The 16622-nt window shown below is 53.3% G+C and carries 23 protein-coding genes and 2 tRNA genes; 6 read left to right on the forward strand and 19 right to left on the reverse strand.

Going from position 1 to position 16622, the window contains the following annotated elements:
* Positions 1–240: 240 nt before the first annotated feature.
* Positions 241–1521: a S8 family peptidase gene (locus F7C11_RS00125; RefSeq protein ID WP_297089742.1), complete on the forward strand. Its 1281-nt coding sequence runs from the start codon at positions 241–243 to the stop codon at positions 1519–1521.
* Between the two features lie 106 nt (positions 1522–1627).
* Here F7C11_RS00125 and F7C11_RS00130 read toward each other — a convergent pair whose 3' ends face one another.
* From F7C11_RS00130 to F7C11_RS00200, 15 genes are all read right to left on the reverse strand, one after another.
* The gene (locus F7C11_RS00130; protein ID WP_055429196.1) at positions 1628–1783 is read right to left on the reverse strand and encodes a 30S ribosomal protein S27ae; all 156 of its coding nucleotides are present in this window, start codon (positions 1781–1783) and stop codon (positions 1628–1630) included.
* Between the two features lies 1 nt (position 1784).
* Positions 1785–2081 (reverse strand): 30S ribosomal protein S24e, encoded by a 297-nt coding sequence (locus F7C11_RS00135; protein ID WP_297089747.1) that lies wholly within the window; start codon positions 2079–2081, stop codon positions 1785–1787.
* Positions 2071–2604, reverse strand: a complete 534-nt coding sequence (locus tag F7C11_RS00140; protein WP_297089749.1) for a GTP-dependent dephospho-CoA kinase — start codon at positions 2602–2604, stop codon at positions 2071–2073. Before F7C11_RS00140 ends, F7C11_RS00135 begins: the two co-directional genes overlap by 11 nt.
* Entirely contained in the window at positions 2601–2789 is a 189-nt protein-coding gene (gene spt4, locus F7C11_RS00145) for a transcription elongation factor subunit Spt4 (protein ID WP_297089751.1), read from the reverse strand. The genes F7C11_RS00140 and spt4 overlap by 4 nt, the downstream gene beginning before the upstream one ends.
* Positions 2786–3346, reverse strand: a complete 561-nt coding sequence (locus F7C11_RS00150; protein WP_297089752.1) for a DNA-directed RNA polymerase — start codon at positions 3344–3346, stop codon at positions 2786–2788. The genes spt4 and F7C11_RS00150 overlap by 4 nt, the downstream gene beginning before the upstream one ends.
* A 39-nt stretch (positions 3347–3385) precedes the next feature.
* On the reverse strand, positions 3386–3922 hold the full coding sequence (locus F7C11_RS00155; protein WP_297089754.1) for an inorganic diphosphatase: 537 nt from the start codon (positions 3920–3922) through the stop codon (positions 3386–3388).
* A 111-nt stretch (positions 3923–4033) separates the two neighbouring features.
* Positions 4034–5029, reverse strand: a complete 996-nt coding sequence (locus tag F7C11_RS00160; protein WP_297089756.1) for a DUF5305 family protein — start codon at positions 5027–5029, stop codon at positions 4034–4036.
* A 23-nt stretch (positions 5030–5052) separates the two neighbouring features.
* The gene (locus F7C11_RS00165; protein WP_297089758.1) at positions 5053–6102 is read right to left on the reverse strand and encodes a hypothetical protein; all 1050 of its coding nucleotides are present in this window, start codon (positions 6100–6102) and stop codon (positions 5053–5055) included.
* Complete coding sequence (locus F7C11_RS00170; protein ID WP_297089759.1) at positions 6099–7169, reverse strand: signal peptidase I; 1071 nt, start codon at positions 7167–7169, stop codon at positions 6099–6101. The genes F7C11_RS00165 and F7C11_RS00170 overlap by 4 nt, the downstream gene beginning before the upstream one ends.
* Entirely contained in the window at positions 7166–7678 is a 513-nt protein-coding gene (locus F7C11_RS00175; protein ID WP_297089761.1) for a DUF1102 domain-containing protein, read from the reverse strand. Before F7C11_RS00175 ends, F7C11_RS00170 begins: the two co-directional genes overlap by 4 nt.
* 62 nt (positions 7679–7740) lie before the next feature.
* On the reverse strand, positions 7741–8295 hold the full coding sequence (locus F7C11_RS00180; RefSeq protein ID WP_297089764.1) for a DUF1102 domain-containing protein: 555 nt from the start codon (positions 8293–8295) through the stop codon (positions 7741–7743).
* Positions 8292–8960: a DUF1102 domain-containing protein gene (locus F7C11_RS00185; RefSeq protein ID WP_297089766.1), complete on the reverse strand. Its 669-nt coding sequence runs from the start codon at positions 8958–8960 to the stop codon at positions 8292–8294. The genes F7C11_RS00180 and F7C11_RS00185 overlap by 4 nt, the downstream gene beginning before the upstream one ends.
* 181 nt (positions 8961–9141) lie before the next feature.
* On the reverse strand, positions 9142–9576 hold the full coding sequence (locus F7C11_RS00190) for a hypothetical protein (RefSeq protein WP_297089768.1): 435 nt from the start codon (positions 9574–9576) through the stop codon (positions 9142–9144).
* A 4-nt stretch (positions 9577–9580) separates the two neighbouring features.
* The gene (locus F7C11_RS00195) at positions 9581–9796 is read right to left on the reverse strand and encodes a hypothetical protein (RefSeq protein WP_297089770.1); all 216 of its coding nucleotides are present in this window, start codon (positions 9794–9796) and stop codon (positions 9581–9583) included.
* Positions 9797–10201: 405 nt separating this feature from the next.
* A tRNA-Gln gene (locus F7C11_RS00200) sits at positions 10202–10277 on the reverse strand.
* A gap of 97 nt (positions 10278–10374) precedes the next feature.
* Between F7C11_RS00200 and F7C11_RS00205 the strand changes: the two genes are divergently transcribed.
* Positions 10375–10632, forward strand: coding sequence for a hypothetical protein (locus F7C11_RS00205; protein WP_297089772.1), 258 nt, complete (start codon positions 10375–10377; stop codon positions 10630–10632).
* Between the two features lie 85 nt (positions 10633–10717).
* On the opposite strand, the gene F7C11_RS00210 is transcribed toward F7C11_RS00205, so the two are convergent.
* Positions 10718–10795 (reverse strand) — tRNA-Pro (locus tag F7C11_RS00210).
* Positions 10796–10868: 73 nt separating this feature from the next.
* Between F7C11_RS00210 and F7C11_RS00215 the strand changes: the two genes are divergently transcribed.
* Positions 10869–11927, forward strand: a complete 1059-nt coding sequence (locus F7C11_RS00215) for a glycosyltransferase family 2 protein (RefSeq protein WP_297089821.1) — start codon at positions 10869–10871, stop codon at positions 11925–11927.
* On the opposite strand, the gene F7C11_RS00220 is transcribed toward F7C11_RS00215, so the two are convergent.
* A complete protein-coding gene (locus F7C11_RS00220) occupies positions 11880–12344 on the reverse strand; it encodes a hypothetical protein (RefSeq protein WP_297089774.1) in 465 nt (154 codons plus the stop codon). The two genes, F7C11_RS00215 and F7C11_RS00220, sit on opposite strands and share 48 nt — an antisense overlap.
* Before the next feature lie 241 nt (positions 12345–12585).
* Between F7C11_RS00220 and F7C11_RS00225 the strand changes: the two genes are divergently transcribed.
* From F7C11_RS00225 to F7C11_RS00235, 3 genes are all read left to right on the forward strand, one after another.
* On the forward strand, positions 12586–13299 hold the full coding sequence (locus tag F7C11_RS00225) for an ATPase domain-containing protein (protein WP_297089777.1): 714 nt from the start codon (positions 12586–12588) through the stop codon (positions 13297–13299).
* Between the two features lie 9 nt (positions 13300–13308).
* A complete protein-coding gene (locus F7C11_RS00230; RefSeq protein ID WP_297089779.1) occupies positions 13309–13713 on the forward strand; it encodes a hypothetical protein in 405 nt (134 codons plus the stop codon).
* 61 nt (positions 13714–13774) lie between these two features.
* Positions 13775–15463 (forward strand): DUF4910 domain-containing protein, encoded by a 1689-nt coding sequence (locus tag F7C11_RS00235; RefSeq protein WP_297089781.1) that lies wholly within the window; start codon positions 13775–13777, stop codon positions 15461–15463.
* On the opposite strand, the gene F7C11_RS00240 is transcribed toward F7C11_RS00235, so the two are convergent.
* Both F7C11_RS00240 and F7C11_RS00245 read right to left on the reverse strand, forming a co-directional pair.
* Complete coding sequence (locus tag F7C11_RS00240; RefSeq protein WP_297089783.1) at positions 15460–15801, reverse strand: transcriptional regulator; 342 nt, start codon at positions 15799–15801, stop codon at positions 15460–15462. The two genes, F7C11_RS00235 and F7C11_RS00240, sit on opposite strands and share 4 nt — an antisense overlap.
* A gap of 102 nt (positions 15802–15903) precedes the next feature.
* On the reverse strand, positions 15904–16551 hold the full coding sequence (locus tag F7C11_RS00245) for a metallophosphoesterase (RefSeq protein WP_297089785.1): 648 nt from the start codon (positions 16549–16551) through the stop codon (positions 15904–15906).
* Between the last annotated feature and the right edge of the window lie 71 nt (positions 16552–16622).

The following is a 16622-nucleotide window of genomic DNA, read 5'->3' on the forward strand; positions in this document are numbered from 1 at the left end:
GGTACACTTATAGTGCCAAACATTTTTTAGCTTAATGTTCCCGAAGTTTTTCGAAAAATTTTCGAAATTTCCCGCCGCTGTCTTCTGATTTGTCTATTTTTTAGCGTATGACTCCTTCTGAAAGTCATATGACAACATATTCTCTCGTTTGATGTCATTGTGCCATATGTAACTTGAGTAAGACTTAAGTATCCTATCATTCAGGCATGTATGCACAACTTGGTCTGGAGGTGTATTGAAATGGACTACAGGGCCGTTGCAGGGGCTGTGATGGCTCTTTTGGTGCTTAGTGCTCTGTCCGTGGTTCCCGTAGCGGCACAGGGTTCTGATACGGTAAGGGTAGTGGCACACATCGATAGGGGGCAGTTCAAGGGTGAGGCCGTCAAAGGTATAGGGGGCAAAATAGTCTATGAGTTCAAGCTGATTGATGCAGTCGTCATCGACATTCCGGCCAACGCGGTCGGCAAGCTCGCCAAGCTCGATGGTGTCACCGAGGTTGAGTACGACCACATGGCTCAGGTTTACAGGGGAGGGCCGCCATGGCTCATCAGTGAACCCACCCAGCCGGCTCAGACTGTTCCGTGGGGTATCGAACGCGTTAGGGCTCCCGACACATGGAGCATAACCGACGGCTCAAGCAACGGCGTCATTGAGGTTGCAGTCCTTGACACAGGCGCCGACTGGGATCACCCGGACATTGCTGCGAACATAGTCTGGGGTGTCAGTACCCTGGATGGCGTTGTCAGCACTGATCCTGCCGACTGGTACGATGGTAACGGCCACGGAACCCACGTTATAGGAACCATAGCCGCCCTTAACAACGACATTGGAGTCGTTGGTGTTGCTCCGAACGTTGAGATTTACGCAATAAAAGTTCTCGACGACAGGGGGAGCGGTACTTACACCGACATAGCCATCGGAATAGAGCAGGCACTACTCGGCCCCGATGGAATACTCGACAAGGACGGGGATGGGATAATCGTCGGTGACCCGGATGACGACGCCGCAGAGGTAATAAGCATGTCCCTCGGCGGACCGAGCGACGACCAGTACCTCCACGACATGATTATCCAGGCCTACAACTACGGTGTCGTCATCGTTGCCGCCAGCGGTAATGAGGCCGCCGACCAGCCGAGCTACCCGGCCATCTACCCGGAGGTCATAGCCGTTGGTGCCACCGACTCAACAGACGCCATAGCCTACTTCAGCAACCTCCAGCCCGAGGTCAGCGCCCCGGGTGTTGACATACTGAGCACCTACCCGGACGACACCTACGAGACCCTCAGCGGAACCTCAATGGCCACCCCGCACGTCAGCGGCGTCGTTGCCCTCATCCAGGCCGCGTACTACAACAAGTACGGCAAGGTTCTCCCAGTTGGAACCTTCGATGATATGGGCACAACCACCGTCAGGGGAATCCTCCACTCGACGGCGGACGACCTTGGCGACCCCGGATGGGACATATACTACGGCTACGGAATAGTCAGGGCCGACCTGGCCGTTCAGGCGGCCATAGGCTGATTTTCTCTTTTCTTCTGTTTTATCCAGAAGAGTCCTACAGAGTTCAGCGGTTTAGGAATTGCCAGGCCAAGAAATTGATTGTAATTTTAGTGAAGAGAAAAGAAAATCACTTCCTCTTCCACTCGGTGTAGCCGCACCTTCCGCAGCTCCAGCGGTCCTTGTGCTCGGCCATGAAGACGCCCGGACCACAGCGCGGGCAGAACTTGTTCTTCCTCCTGACCTTACCGCCCTGGACCTCGTACATCTTCCACTTCTGCCCCATTTCACTCCTCCTCCTTTGCGATTATTCCGTCCCTTATGAGGACGTATTCCGGCTCGATGTAGAGCATCCTTTCCTTGCTCTCGTAGGCCTTGGCGTAGCCCTTGGAAACCCTGCTACCGAAGTAGCTCCTTATGTACTGGATGACCACCGTCTCCGGGTTGAGGTCGAGCATGGCAACGAGCTTGCCCTTGACGTCGGCCCTGCTCGGCGTTGGTTCCCCCTCGTGGATGACATCGAAGTATATCTCCTTTCTCCCGAGGAGCTTGTTCTCCCTTATTTCGGTAACCTTAATCTCCATCGCGAACCACCTCCATCTTCGACATGAGCTTCCCGCACTTGAGCTTGCATTCGGGTGTTACCCTTATAAGCACTACTCCCTCGTCCGGCTGGCCGTAGAGCACGATGCTCCCGTAGGGGGCGTAGAGCACGGCCGGAATGGCCGCCAGGTCTTCCTCTCCACACACCTTTATGTAAACCCTCCGGCCCCTCTCGGCCAGTCCAAAGCCCTTTCTGATTGCGTTTAATAAAGCTTTCGTTATTGTTCCGGCGGGGTTCTGAACGGTCATCACCACCGCACCGGTCTCGATATCTGGGTTGTACTCCCGGCGTTTCGTTTTGTGGTCATATATTGCCACGCTCGGCTTTATCCCGAGCCTGAGGACGTTTTCGGTGACAACGTCACCGACTGTAACAACATGCCTCGCCTTTTCAAGCTCTCCCCTAATCATTCTGTAGGGCTCGGGGATCTCGCCCTCCACGAGCTCACCGAGGGGAGCCTTCAGCTCCCTCCTGAGTTCAGGAGTGAGTACGAACAGCATCATCTGACCCTTATGGCGTATTTGCCGGGGACTTTAACCCCCAGCTTCTGGGCTATCATCGACTTCTCTGGCTCGGTGATTATGACGAGGTCGAACCACTCATCGCTGAGGTCCCTGCTGCCGCAGACTGGGCAGCGGTCTTCGGTAGTTATGTAGTGGCAGTGCCGGCATGCCCTCTCCTTTGTCATGCCTCAGCCTCCTTGCGCTTCTCCTTCTCTATCCAGTCCCTCTTTCCGAGACCGGGCTGACGCATCGTGAGGCCTATCTTGTTCTCTCTGATCACCCTGCTCTTGATACTTATGGCGATGACCCTTGCCCTAACCTCGTCCCCGAGCTTGAGGATTCTCTTGGTCTCCTTACCGAGGAACTGCTTGTTCTTCTCGTCGAAGACGACGTAGTCATCCATGAGCTGGCTGATGTGGACGAGACCGTCCATCGGGCCTATCCTTATGAAGGCGCCGTAGGGAGCTACATCGATTACCTCGCCCTCGACAACCTCGTGCATCTCGGGCTTCCAGACGAGGACGTCAAAGACAACCTCGTGATAGGTCGCACCGTCTCCGGGCACGATGACCCCCTGTCCAATTTCCTCAACGTCCATCACAGCCAGAATAACGCCCTCGTCACGGTCGTATATTCCCTCGTAGGTCTCACGGAGGACCAGCTTTGCGGCCTCCTTGGGGTCCATCGTGAACATCCTGGGCGGAATCCTCACAACGTCCTTAATCTTCAGGAGCTTGTACATGCCTTTACCTCCCTCGCGGTAAGGAATAGAAAGAGAAAATCACTCCTTCTTGCCGAACTTCTCCTTGTACATCTCTATTGCCCTGAGTATCTCCCTCTTGGCCTCCTCGGCGTTGCCCCATCCCTCAACGGTGGTGGTCTTTCCTTGAAGCTCCTTGTACCTCTGGAAGAAGTGGGCTATCTCGTCGAGGAAGGCCTTAGGGACGTCGTCGATGTCCTTCCAGTCGTTGAAGTACGGGTCCTCAACCGGGACGGCGATGACCTTCCAGTCCTTGTCTCCGGAGTCCTCCATCTTCATAATGCCTATTGGCCTCGCCTCAATGATGGTGAGCGGGTAAACCGGCTCGCGCATGATGACCATGATGTCGAAGGGGTCGCCGTCGTCGTACCAGGTCTGGGGGATTATTCCGTAGTCGACCGGGTAGAAGAACGGGCTGTAAAGGACGCGGTCGAGCTTAAGTAAGCCGGTCTTCTTGTCGAGCTCGTACTTGTTCCTGCTCCCCTTCGGAATCTCTATGAGAGCGTAAACGACCTCTGGAACCTCCGGTCCGGGCTCAAGCTCGTGGAACGGGTTCATCTCTAACCACCTCTTACCTCTTGTAGAACTTCTAGGTTAGCCTTTCGGATAGGGCTTTTAAAGTTGTTGGTTATGAAAATCAGAAAAGCAGGAGGGGGAAGGGGAGGGCCCTCAGCTGGCCTCATCCCCTTCCGGGGGCAGTGGCTTCCGGTACTCGTATGATATCCCGTCGTCTATTATGGCGAAGACCTCGTCCTCACCGTCTATGTAGTGGAGTATTGGCTTGTCCACAAGCTCGAAGGTCGTCTCCAAATCCCTGGGGGTCTTCAGGACGACCCTCCTCTGGACAGGCCCGGGTGCGCCTTTGACTATATACGGCCTTATCTTGGCCAGCTCATCCTTCGGAGGCCTTGAGGTGTAAACGTAGCCCACGATGGGTATCAGCATCAGAAATGCCAGCAGTGTGGTAACTACCTTTGCCGTATCGAGGTCGCTGGTTACTCCCAGGACACTAGCGCTGACTTCTTCCCTGGTCGTCGTTGTCAGGGTTTTTCTTGAGATCTTCTTTGCCTCGGTGAAGTAGTAGAGCCCTGCCCCGCTGTCCCTGATGAGTTCAACTTCGTGGTCAAAGCTCTCGTTTATCTTCTTTCCATTTACTTCGCCTGTTCCAGAGACTTTTGTAGTTATGATTATCCTTCTGTTAAGCCTCTTAATCCCGAGTTCCTTGGATACTTCTGAGCTCATATCATCGAGTTTCTCCATGTCGAGTGTGTACTCCGCCGTGAATCCGCCTTCTTGGAGCTTGCCCTTTTTGTCAAAGAGTGTGTCCTCCCACATAATGACCTCTTCACTGCCTTTGTTAACGTAGTACACGATCTTTCCTGTTACCTCGTACGTGCCGGTGCTGAGCGGTGGGTTTGAATGGTATGTGTACGTCAGCAGGAACCTGTCAACGAGGGATATGGGGTATTCGTCCCTAAAGACCATGTACCCGTAAATCTCGTTGGACTTGAGATAAGCTGCATGCTTCAGCTGTCCCTCTTCCTTAAACGTTCCAAGGGTCTGGGTGTTCACTACGTATGGGCTTGCGCTCATGAGCTTCACGGAATAAAATCCGAACACTAGGAAGAGCACCAGGAATACTCCCAGGACTTCCTTTCTCCTCATAAACCTAATCAACTTTTCCTTCTTCATCCTTCACATTCTCCTGTGCCGTTTTCATGATTGGAACCGTGGTCGTGGTTACATTCGCATTCATCATTCTCTTGGCAGCATCCATCGTGGTTATCGCAGCAATCCACGCTCACCACGAGTGCGTTGCTGGTTATACCGTACTGGACTATGGTCGCCCCTTCGTTCAGGTTGTACTCGCCGCACGAGGTAAACTCCTGCTGCCCTCCGGGGTTCAGCCGGGTGAACACTGTAATGTTCATGTGGACGCTCCCCCCCGCTGGAACGGTCACGTTCCACTCCATCTTCGTGGCCGGCTGGGCGTCATTTCCGCCATGTCCCCCTCCACAGTGCCCTCCGCACTGGTTGCCGTCGTTCGCTGCCCAGAACCTGTACGTGCCGGCACTTGCGCTGGTTCCACCCAGGCTCACGTTGAACTCCGCAGGGATGGTGTCGGTTATAGTCATGGTGAGGTCATCGTCGGTTGGGTTTGTCACCAGTATCTGGAAGACCCATTCCTGGTACGTTTTCAGGGGTATTCCGCTGGTGTTGCCGTGGAGGAGTATCTTTTCTATGGTTGGATCGCCCGTCACGACGATTTTTATTGGGCAGGTCTCCACAACGGCGTCTCCGCCATTCCACCGGGCGTGCATTTCAATCGGGATTACGTACTCTCCCGGTGCGACATCGCTTACGTTCACGTGGCCGGTAAACGTGTACTCATCCCCCGAAGCTATCATCCGCTCGGCGCCGTCTTCGGTTTCTATGAACACCTCCGCGTTGCCCGGAAGGTCGGAGTAGTCCGGGTCGAGCGATATCCATACGTCCTTCATCTCGTTCAGGTAGTTTCTTACCGTCAGTGCATCAAAGTCAGTCTCGCTGTACGGGCTGACCTCAACAACTGCGGCATAGCCGTCTTCACAGTCAAAGCCGAGGTACTCCTTATCGTGGGGAACAACGGCAACTTTGACTTCCCTCGATGCTTCAAAGTTTACAAAGGTTCCACTGGAGCCTACGAGAATCAGCGATGCCAGTGCGAACGTTATAATAATTGAGAACAGAGCTTTCATATCCTAAACACCTCCGATATCCCTCTACGGAAGGAAGTTCTCCTTCTCTTGATTCTAAGAACATCCTCGTTTCCGATGCCTGAGATTACGTAGAACGCCCCAAGGAACAGGGAAAGTTCTACCAGAATGGCGAGGAGAGGCATAACCGGGTTGATACCGTACAGGTACGTGATCACGGACTTCGGGAGCAGGGGCATGTACGCGTTTATCCTGACCTTGGCCACGTATATTGAGGTTCTTTTTGGGGCGGTTACACCCACCACTATGCTCTTCTCCTCCCCTTTACTGAGTTCAAACTGGGTCTCGGTTATGTAATCAATATCGGGCGAACTCGCGGAGATGTAGTAGTACATCGGATAAAAGTTCTTGTTCTGGAGGGATATCTCCTGCTCAAAGCTCTCCCCGGGCAGATACCACCCTTCTCGTACACCTCCAGCGGATGTTACTGCGTATTCAATTGGGAACATCTGCCAGGATACAAAGGTCGCGGCCGAAACCATGACCAGAAGGAGAACGGCCGATAGTAGGTAGAGGGTCTTGAACTTGATACGAATGAACCGTTTTCCCCGTTTCCTTTTTTCCTTCTCCCCCCCGGTGAATGCAAAGACACCAAAAATCACCAGCAGGCCTGCTATGATCATTTTTCCTTGATCCGATAAGTTGGCATCGTTCAGGTACAGTCCCAATTTAGGCACGGTTATGGGGTTTCCGTTTATGGCTATAACCTTGCCACCTATCTGCCCCTCTGTTATTGGGGGTGTGTTTCTGCTCTGCTGGTCGGTTGCTATGTTGTTGTCTCCTCTCGTGAGATATCCCGCCTCCACTATTCCCACTACCCTGTGAACGGTCCATGTTCCACCGGCGTTAAACACGACTATGTCCCCAACCTGCGGATTGCGCGCAAACGGGTTTATGAAAAACACGTCTCCCTTGTCTATGGTGGGCGACATGCTGCTGGAGTACGCGTACGAGATGAAAACTGGCCTGTCCATAAGAACCCCAAGAAGTGAGCCGATGAGAATTATCCCAACGAACGCAAGAATTCCGTATTCGATTATTTTATTCATTCACAACCGCCCCCCTGAGCGGTTATTACAATGCTCGTCTCGTAGTCCCCGAGTTCTAGCCCGTGGGTATCGAAGCGCATCCCTACGTCAACGCTCTGGTTTGCCTGAATTTCTACCCTGAGTTCACTGCTCCAGTTGCCGCTGAAGTTACTTTCAAAAAATCCGATGTTCTCTGAGTTTGAGGATATCAGAACGCATATCACAGGGAAGCCGGTTTCGCTCTCGTTATTTTCCACGGTGAAAATCCTGTTGAAGGTGTAAACGCTGTCCTTGCTGAGTCCCTTCCCGTAGCCCGGGTAGAGGGGACTCTGGTCGCTTATTTCAACCCTCAAAAACCCGTCACTCAGGTAAGCGTAAGGCGGGAGGGGGGTCTCAATGGGAATGCCGGCTCCATCGGGAACACCGTATACAACCACCGGTATGGCATCACCGGGATATATCGTGCCAATCCCTATTATCAATAGAATCGCCAGTCCAACTCCAGTCATAATTTTGGTTCTTGTTCCCATTCTTTTCCCCCTCATAATAATTTATGGAAAGGAGCAAATGCTCCGAAATGAAACCATTCTATTCAGTCTACCTCAGGGCAGGCTCCCGCGTAGGCGGTTATTGAGAGCTTTCCGTCGAACATGTCGCCGTCAACCATGTCGGTGCTGTCAAGGATCATTCCAATCTCTACCATGTCACCGGGCATCACGGTGAAAGTCAACGCAGTTGCTCCCGGCTGTCCCGTGTAGTCACCAGTGAAGAACAGTATGTTGCCACCGGCGCCTTCATACTCGCTTGCCGAGTACTGAATGTGAACACAGATGGGCATGTCCTCCCAAAGGTCGTTGCTCACGCCGAAAACTCCCTTGAAAACGTATGTGCTGTTCGGGCTCACACCCATACCAAAGCCTTCCATCCAGTTGCTGTTGCCAGTGCTCAGGTCAACAACAAGGGTGCCGTCATCGTCTATGAAGGCATACTGCTGAAGGGGAACCAGATCAATGAACTCGACGTCGTCAGGGACAACGGCCACATGGACGTCTCTGCTGGCCTCAAAGTACGCGAAGTGCGCACTGCTGGCCGTAACGGCTATGAGTATTCCCGCTATCAGTATGAACATCCCTAGTATTTTTCTCATTGCGGTCCGCCCCCTGCGTTGCACTCAAACGGTGCTTCTCCAACTGGGTATGCCTCAATGGTTATGACTCCGTAGAGGTCGCCATCGTTGACGTCGTCGGGTCCGGCCAACTCCATGCCGATTCCCAGGGCCTCGCCAGGTGCTAGGTAGAAGCAGACATCCACTTTAGCGCTGTCCGAGCTGTATGCAGCGCCGTTACCATCGGTCTTGTACATCCTCCACATGCCGTCTCCGTCCTTGGTGGGGTTGTAGAACTTGATGTTGTTGTTGCTTGAAGTCACTCTAACAACAATGTACTCGTTCTCCCAGAGGTGGTTGCTGACGTTGAACACGTGGTCAAAGTTGTATCTTGACTTCGGGCTGATACCGAGTCCCTTTGCTGGGATCGACATGTTCTGCTCTTCGTCCCATACCCACCAGCTCTCATTTTCCCAGCCAGGCCAGTTCGGGTTGTCCGCTGAGAAGTCAATAACAAGTTGCCCCCCATCGTTAAGGTACGCGTAGGGCTGAACCGGCGTCAGGTCGATGAGCTCATTATCGTCTGAAACGACACTGATATGGACGCTTCTCTGAGCCTCGTAGTCCCTGAAGGTTGCGCTAGTGCCTAGTGCAAAGGCCGCCGCGATCATCAGCCCCAGCATACCGAGGGCCAAAATTTTCTTCATGGTACATTCCTCCATGTTTTCCAAACCGACACCCTAGGCAGAGGCCATCATAGGGATGCCTCATTGAGTGTAGTGAAGTCAACCTATATAGTAAATTCCGGCTTACTGGGTGGTAATCTCTCATTACCTGGGATGAAACAACTCAGTTTGATTAGAATAGGCGAATTATAGCAGTAATCTGCTAAAACAGCCTCTTAATCTTCTTGTGGTGAATTATGCTTATGCCCAGATACACCACGGCAGCCAGCAATAAAGGCATGCTGCCGAGATACCAACCCGCGATAATGAAAATTATCGATGTCCCCATATAGAAGGTGCTCCAGCTTATGTCGTGCTTGTTGACAACCTCCATGTAGACGGTTACATCTTCCGGAATCTTCAGGAGCGTAACAACGCCGTGGTTGAAGGTTATGACGCCCTCCCTTTCCAGTTTGGGGATGTGCGTCTGAACCAGGCTGACGTAGACGCTTTTCCTGTGCCTCCGGTTGGTGTCCCCTTCCCTTTCGGCTATGTATTCCACGAGTTCCCGGAGTTCTGCCCTGCCCTCCTTTTCTTTTAGGTACTCTATCATCAGCATTCTTCTGTCGTTCCCCAGTATTGCGGTCGTTGCACCCATGATATCACCGCAGCCTGTAATGCTTCCTCTTATTACCGTTTGTGTAGAATGCTTCTACTTTTTTCTGCTCCACGAGCTTCCTGAGAGTCCTCTCAACCTTCTGCCTTGTGCAGAAAATACCCCGTTCGTTGAGGAACCGAGTCAGAAACGCAACACTGAGCGATCCGTGGGTTCTGAGGAGGTTTATAATCTCAACCTCCAGGTTAACTACGTTGCTCACATCCTCACCCCCTCCATGTTAAGCAATACGTATGTAACATCACTTTAGAACTTGGGGGCATAGTATTTAAAAGTTCCTGAAAAGTCCGATTTCGGAATTTGCGTCAATTTTAGGCCGGTTCTGGTTTGGAGGTCAGATCTCCAAAACGGACCCATAGAATACGCCGTTTATCTTTGAGTTCATCACCCGCCCCCTTTAAGTTTGTTGTGGATTTTTCATAATATTGGAGAAAATACAACAAGGCTCGGACAAATCCCTGCAGGCATTGATAAATATCAATCCCCCCTCAAATTTACATGGGGGATATCCCCATCGATAGAATACTACTCGGGGTATAATGTGTGGTTCGAATGACGGACTTAGAACGGAAGGAATGGTGGGGTTCGAGTCTGGAGCCCAGTTGAATGGTAGCCCCGCGGGGATTCGAACCCCGGTCGCGGGATCCAGAGTCCCGCATGCTTGGCCGCTACACCACGGGGCTGTGCCCGTTGATAGGTTCAGGGTTGGATTTATAAATTTTATCCTCCCCATAAAGCTTAATAGCCCCCATTCTGCAAAAGCTTCAACGGGCGATAGCCATGGACTTTGCGGTGTTCATGGAGCGGTACGGATACAGGATTCTAATGCTGGTTTTCGGTGCCGCGATACTGGGGATACTTCTCGCACCCTTCGTGATGACGTTCTGGGCCTTTAGCAGTAGCGGCATCGCGGCGGCTGTTGTGGCCGTGATAGTACTTGCGGTGGGCATCGGGTTGATGTTGGTTCCTAGATTCTGGGATTTTGCCCACAAGATGAGGCAGACTCACATCATAGAGGACTGGAACGAGGACAGATAAACCTCGCTCAGGGATTGCATCTCCTCAATACGGAGAACAAAGATCAGCTGTTCACTGTTGACTTTGTCCCAGAAAAAGCCTGTGCTGGTGGGGCCGCCGAGATTCGAACTCGGGTCCCCGGCTCCCGAAGCCGGAAGGATAGGCCAAGCTACCCCACGGCCCCATGCCCGCTGATAAGGGCAGTCGCAGGACTTATAAAGTTTACGGAACAGTCTGATGAAGTGGAGGGAAGCCCCTTGAAAATCAGCGTTATAGTCCCCACATACAACGAACGCGAAAACCTCGAAGAACTCTTTGAGAGAATCAGCAGGGCCTTGAGTGACCACGACTATGAAATCATCGTTGTTGATGACGATTCTCCGGATGGGACATGGGAGTTCGCCCAGCAGCTTTCGGAAAAGTATCCCGTCAGGGTCATACGAAGGACTGAGGAGAAAGGTCTCTCTTCTGCCGTTATCAGGGGGTTTAAGGAGGCCGAGGGTGACGTTTTCGTCGTCATGGACGCAGACCTTCAGCATCCGCCGGAGGTGATACCCGAGCTCTTGGATGCCATTGAGAATGGGGCTGATGTGGCGGTGGCCAGCAGGTACGTTCCCGGAGGCGGAGTGAAAAACTGGTACTGGTACCGGAAGCTCATCTCCCGGGGCGCGATTATGATAGGCCGTCTCGCACTTCCCAAGATAAGGGACGTCAAAGATCCGGTGAGCGGCTTCTTTGCCCTCAGAAGGGAGGTCGTTGAAGGAGTGGAGCTAAATCCCGTCGGGTTTAAGATTCTGATGGAGATTCTGATTAAGGGCAAGTACAGGAAAGTTGCCGAGGTTCCCTTTACCTTTGGCCTGAGACGGGCTGGAGAGAGCAAGCTCGGAACGAAGACCATGCTGAACTATCTCAGGCACGTCTACCGGCTCATGCGCTGGGAGGGCGAACTGGACAGGCTGATTAAGTTCACCCTTGTTGGCCTCTCTGGAGTCGTGGTTAACCAGGGTTTTCTGTGGCTCTTTGTTTCGGGTTTCGGCTGGGACAAAATACTGGCCAACATCCCCGCGACCGAGCTGGCCATCTTGAACAACTTCACCTGGAACGACCTCTGGACCTTCAGGGACCTCAAGGGAAAGCCCCTGTGGAGGAGGCTCGTCAACTTCCACATCGCGGCTCTGACCGGCGCGGTTGTCCAGTGGATTATCTATGCCGGTCTGGTGCTCCTTGGGATGAACTACCTCGTGGCTAACATGGTTGGTATCGTGGTTTCATTCCTGGTGCGCTTCCTTGTTAACCGGCACGTGACGTGGGGCTAGCGCCCCTATAACAACCCCCGCCAGCGTCATGAAGTAGACGAAGAACATGACGAGGGCAAAGTCCTCTCCGGCTTCAGTGGGCAGCTTTTTCGAGATCACTACCGTGGTGAGGATGAAAAAGGTCAGCGTTCCGGGAACTCCCAAAACGACCGTGGAAGCAAAGAGTAAGAACCCATTGGCGTTTCTCCATCTCCTGTAAAGCCATGTGACCAGTGCTACAGCGATGATCGGGAGCACAAGGAAAAGCAGCTCAAAGAAATCGTGGCACCGCAGGTTCCATCCTATGTCCGTAATCCCGGGGCAGAGGCGCTTCCTGAAGAACCATGAGAGATTGAAGTAATCCTCCAGCAGAAAGAGGCCCGCGGTGATCCATGGTGCAGAAAACCCGAAAATTTTCTCGAAGTCTCCGGTTCTCATTGTTGATAGTAAGATATGCTGTGATATAAATCTTAGGGTACTATCCGTTTATTTGCTCTGGGGGTTACGCACCGCTCTCTGTCGTTTTCTGACCCCCGAAGGGGACGGTGGGTGCTCCGTGTGTCACTCGGTTACGTTACACTCCAGAGGGTTTCTCACATTGTGGGTTCATATGGGCATCAGTGGACACTTCAACCTTTAAATACTCTTGGAGCGTTTATGTAGTACGGAGGGTGTGGTTATGTACGTGGGAGAACTCCTCAAGAGCCTTGACAAGGTTTCAACTGGCGTTCCGGGACTTGACGATCTCATCGGTGGGGGATTCATCCCGGGCAGGGTTTACCTTATAATCGGCCCCCCCGGAAGCGGGAAGACGACCTTTGGAATTCAGTTTCTTGTTGAGGGTGCTAAAAACGGCGAGAAGGGACTGTTCGTGTCCCTTCTGGAGCATCCAAAGATAATAACCCAGGACATGCTGAGGTACAACTTTGGTCTCCTTACCCATCTCCAGTCGAAGAGGATACTCTTCTACGACATGGGAGAGAGCATCTTTGGCGCTGGAAGGAGGTTCACCTGGAGCGAGATACTTGAGAACATCCTCCACATCATCGAGGCGGAGGACGTCAAGAGGGTCGTCATAGACTCTTTCACCTCGCTGGAGTACTCGGTCCTTGACCCCGAGCACAAGAGGATGGCCCTGGGCAGGTTCATAAGAAAGCTCCACGAGAGGGGGGTCACGTGCCTCATAATAGCCGAGATGATGAACTCGGAAACCTACACTGAGGATTACTATCTCTCCGACGGCGTTATAGTCCTCCACCACTTCATGAGGAACTATCAAATGGTGCGGGCCCTGCAGGTTCTGAAGATGCACGGTGTTGCCCACGACAGCAACCTCAAGAAGCTCCGCTTCACTGAGGAGGGGCTCAAGGTCTATCCTGAGGCACCGTTCTGAGGTGGAAACATGGAGGATGTGAAGAAGCTCGTTCAGGAGGCCTACAAGTTCGGCTACTTCGTGGGCTACAAGGGACACAGTGAGTGGGCGGAGTGGGTTCGCGAGCGCAGGGAGAGACTTTATGCGAGGGCGCAGGAGCTCGGCGTTTATGAGCTCGTAAAGAATGCCTACAACCGTGGAAAAGCGGACGGGGCGAAGAAGAGGGAGGAGGAGATAAGAAAGGGGTTGGAAAAAGAGACTACAGGCGAGGAGCGCCCGAGACCGAAGACGGCCCTCCCCGAGAGTGAAGGGGAGGGGACGGGTGAGGTGGAGTTTGCACGCTTCCTTGAAACCACCCGGCTTTTCCTTCCCCCCGACCTTCTGGACACCCTGAAGCACCTGAAGCCGCCAAAGATGCTCCACATTGGTCGCTGATTTCTCCTTTTCATGCGAGCAGCTTAAATATCTCCTGGGAGACTATCCTTGGGGGATACTCATGAAGCGCTTTTTAAAAGAAGCCGAGGTTTTTGATTCCTCGAAGGTTCTCCACTACATAGCCGAGATAAGCCAGTTCCACAGGATACAGGGTTCGAAAGAACTTCCGGAGGCGGTTCGCTTCATCAGGGAGGAGCTGAGGATATGGGGGGTTAATACGGAGCTCTACGAGGAGTTCTACGACGGCAAAAGCTGGTTCCTGACCCTCAAGTCCCCCATCGCGTGGGACTTAGTTCATGGGAAGGTTGAGGTTCTGGATAAGACTCTAACCACCTCTCAAAGTCCCCTCGTCGTCATGGCGCACTCTCCGGGCGGAAAGGCTGTGGGTGAAGTGGTTCACATAGCCCGCGGGGAGGACTGGGAGAACGCAGGGGGAAAGATAGTCCTGGTTGGTAAGGACTGGCGCGACGCCTACAGGAGGGCCAATGAGGCCGGGGCGGCGGGATTCATAGCCTACCGTGAGGGGACTGGAGAGGCCATACCGTACATCGGCCTGTTCCTTACCAAGGACGACCTTGGGTGGGCAAGAATCCCGGCCGTTGCCATCCCCGAAAGCCTGGCAAGGGCCATAATAGGGAAACTTAACTCAGGGGAGAGTGTTGAGGCCAGGATCGAGGTCGAGGTCCAGGTAAACGAGCGTCAGGTTCTTCCGATTCTCTACGCCGAGATAGGCAAGGAGCCGTTCATCCTCTTCACCGCCCACATCTGCCATCCGAAGCCCGGCGCCAACGACAACGCCAGCGGGAGTGCGATGCTTATGGAGCTGGCGAGGGTTCTCGGCAGGCTCTACGACGACTCGTTCCGCTTCGGCTTTGCCTTCCTCTGGATTCCGGAGTACTACGGAACCCAGGCCTTCGTGAAGAGGTACGCCGAACTTGAGAAGTACTACGCGGTCATAAACCTCGACATGGTGGCTGGGAGTGAGGACAGGGCCGGCTCAACGGTGATGCTCGTAAGAACCCCACTGTCGAGATTCTCGGTGGTCTCGGGGCTTCTTGAGTACTTTCTTGGGCTTTCAAACGCCGCTGGAAAGAGCTTCTCGGGAAGCCCGATGCCGCGCTTGAAGCTCAAGAGCTATCCCTACGAGATGGGCAGCGACCACGACGTTTTCAACTTCTTCGGAGTCCCCTCCGTGATGCCCATCACCTGGCCGGACAGGTTCTACCACTCCAGCGAGGACACCGTTGAAAAGGTGAGCAAAGTCAGCATAGAGGTCATCGGCAGGGCGGTTCTGGCCACCGCTCTGGCACTTGCCAAGGCGCCTGAAGAGGAACTCCAGCGCTTTGCGCGCGGCTACGCCATGAAGTACCTCGGTGAACTCTCCATGGAGAGGGACACGGAAAACGCGGAAAAGCTTGTGATGATGGGCCTGGCCAGGGATTCGCGCTTCCTTGGTATCGAGAGCGGGCATCCATTTGAGAAAAGGCCGTGGATGAGGTGGGTGCGGAAGGGCAGGGTCTCGGGCGAGCTCATAAAGAGCATCGATGAGGGGGCCTATGAGGAATTCAGGAGGCTGACAAAGGACAGAAAGATACTCGTGCACCTCCACGAGCTCCTGATGCTCGGTGAACTCCTCCCAAAGGAGGAATCCATGCATGCACTAAAGGAAGAGTTCGGGGATGTTGAAGAAGAGAAGCTCGAAAGACTCCTGGCCCTGATGGAGAAGACGGGGATTATAGAAAAGCTCTAGTTCCTCTGCTTGGAGGTGTTCTTGAGCTCCTTTTCGATTTCGTTTATCCTCTTTATCAGGTTCTCCTTGATGCTTTCGAGAACCTCGCTCGGTGAGACAGCGGTGTAGACGTAGCCCAGCCATCCCTGCTCGATGAGTTTTCTCTTGAGTATCCCCTTGCGGTACAGGCTCAGGACGTGCTCCCTAACCGAGCGCTCGCTTATGCCGAGTTCCCTCTGTATCTCAGTTATCCTCATGGGCTCGCTCTTCTCAAGTAGGAGGCGATATATCCTCAGCTCCGTCTTCTTAACACCAAGCGAACGAAGCAGTGCCTCAAGCCTCTCGTAGACGTCGCTCATCTTCGGGTCACCTGATATACTTTTATCCCACCTATGAAGTATTCCCTTCATACCTTAATAAACTTTGCCCGTGAACGCGATAAAAACGCCCCTCCATTGTCTCTAGAGTGGAACGCGCCCCAAGTAAATGCCTTCAGGCAGGAAAGCTTCACCCTCCCTGGAATCCTTCAGAAAGGGTATCATCTTTATTCCCTGCCTCACATCAAAGCCCTCGATGAAGGGGTTGATCGTGGGGAGAATGAGAAACCTTCCCACCCGGAAGAAGATCTTGGTCTTCCTGGATGCCCCTCCGCTCTTGAACGTGTACGCGGGATGTATGTGCCCCAGGTAGCCCTCCGAAAACTCAACGTCGGGCAGGTTTGTATGCCCGTGGAGGAATATCAAGCCATCCATAAGCGCGTGCTCAACAACCTCGACATGGGGGAACTTCCCGGCAACCTCCTCAATCCTGCCGTCATGGTTCCCCTTGGTAATCATCGTGGGTATCCCCCGGAGATCCGAGAAGAAACCCATGAGAAGGCGCTTCATCGTGAAGCTCAGGCCTATCGGTTCCTTGAGGTCCCCGAGGATAACGAGCAGGTCCGGGTCTTTTTCGACTATGAACTCTGCGAGCCTCTCCTCAAAGTGAGTCCGTATCCTCAATCCCCGTGAGAGCTCAAAGCCGATGTGGGGATCTGCTATTAGAAGAGTCCTCCCCCGGGAAGTCTCAATCTCCATTGAGAGCCGCTCGAAGGCTTCAAAAGAGTACATGGAACCACCGGACAAAACGGTGGAGAAAAGGAGGAGCATCAGATGAGTCCGCGCTCCTTCCTGCGCTGCCT

Source organism: Thermococcus sp. (assembly GCF_015521605.1).
Classification (GTDB): domain Archaea; phylum Methanobacteriota_B; class Thermococci; order Thermococcales; family Thermococcaceae; genus Thermococcus.

What these genes read in the sequence shown, in the direction of transcription:
- F7C11_RS00180 (WP_297089764.1), bottom strand. Translation starts at nt 8,295, where the DNA reads ATGAGAAAAATACTAGGGATGTTCATACTGATAGCGGGAATACTCATA.
- F7C11_RS00190 (WP_297089768.1), bottom strand. Translation starts at nt 9,576, where the DNA reads ATGGGTGCAACGACCGCAATACTGGGGAACGACAGAAGAATGCTGATG.
- F7C11_RS00135 (WP_297089747.1), bottom strand. Translation starts at nt 2,081, where the DNA reads ATGGAGATTAAGGTTACCGAAATAAGGGAGAACAAGCTCCTCGGGAGA.
- F7C11_RS00140 (WP_297089749.1), bottom strand. Translation starts at nt 2,604, where the DNA reads ATGATGCTGTTCGTACTCACTCCTGAACTCAGGAGGGAGCTGAAGGCT.
- F7C11_RS00160 (WP_297089756.1), bottom strand. Translation starts at nt 5,029, where the DNA reads ATGAGGAGAAAGGAAGTCCTGGGAGTATTCCTGGTGCTCTTCCTAGTG.
- F7C11_RS00175 (WP_297089761.1), bottom strand. Translation starts at nt 7,678, where the DNA reads ATGGGAACAAGAACCAAAATTATGACTGGAGTTGGACTGGCGATTCTA.
- F7C11_RS00130 (WP_055429196.1), bottom strand. Translation starts at nt 1,783, where the DNA reads ATGGGGCAGAAGTGGAAGATGTACGAGGTCCAGGGCGGTAAGGTCAGG.
- F7C11_RS00225 (WP_297089777.1), top strand. Translation starts at nt 12,586, where the DNA reads ATGTACGTGGGAGAACTCCTCAAGAGCCTTGACAAGGTTTCAACTGGC.
- spt4 (WP_297089751.1), bottom strand. Translation starts at nt 2,789, where the DNA reads ATGACAAAGGAGAGGGCATGCCGGCACTGCCACTACATAACTACCGAA.
- F7C11_RS00230 (WP_297089779.1), top strand. Translation starts at nt 13,309, where the DNA reads ATGGAGGATGTGAAGAAGCTCGTTCAGGAGGCCTACAAGTTCGGCTAC.
- F7C11_RS00155 (WP_297089754.1), bottom strand. Translation starts at nt 3,922, where the DNA reads ATGAACCCGTTCCACGAGCTTGAGCCCGGACCGGAGGTTCCAGAGGTC.
- F7C11_RS00240 (WP_297089783.1), bottom strand. Translation starts at nt 15,801, where the DNA reads ATGAGCGACGTCTACGAGAGGCTTGAGGCACTGCTTCGTTCGCTTGGT.
- F7C11_RS00220 (WP_297089774.1), bottom strand. Translation starts at nt 12,344, where the DNA reads ATGAGAACCGGAGACTTCGAGAAAATTTTCGGGTTTTCTGCACCATGG.
- F7C11_RS00165 (WP_297089758.1), bottom strand. Translation starts at nt 6,102, where the DNA reads ATGAAAGCTCTGTTCTCAATTATTATAACGTTCGCACTGGCATCGCTG.
- F7C11_RS00235 (WP_297089781.1), top strand. Translation starts at nt 13,775, where the DNA reads ATGAAGCGCTTTTTAAAAGAAGCCGAGGTTTTTGATTCCTCGAAGGTT.
- F7C11_RS00185 (WP_297089766.1), bottom strand. Translation starts at nt 8,960, where the DNA reads ATGAAGAAAATTTTGGCCCTCGGTATGCTGGGGCTGATGATCGCGGCG.
- F7C11_RS00170 (WP_297089759.1), bottom strand. Translation starts at nt 7,169, where the DNA reads ATGAATAAAATAATCGAATACGGAATTCTTGCGTTCGTTGGGATAATT.
- F7C11_RS00245 (WP_297089785.1), bottom strand. Translation starts at nt 16,551, where the DNA reads ATGTACTCTTTTGAAGCCTTCGAGCGGCTCTCAATGGAGATTGAGACT.
- F7C11_RS00150 (WP_297089752.1), bottom strand. Translation starts at nt 3,346, where the DNA reads ATGTACAAGCTCCTGAAGATTAAGGACGTTGTGAGGATTCCGCCCAGG.
- F7C11_RS00205 (WP_297089772.1), top strand. Translation starts at nt 10,375, where the DNA reads ATGGACTTTGCGGTGTTCATGGAGCGGTACGGATACAGGATTCTAATG.
- F7C11_RS00125 (WP_297089742.1), top strand. Translation starts at nt 241, where the DNA reads ATGGACTACAGGGCCGTTGCAGGGGCTGTGATGGCTCTTTTGGTGCTT.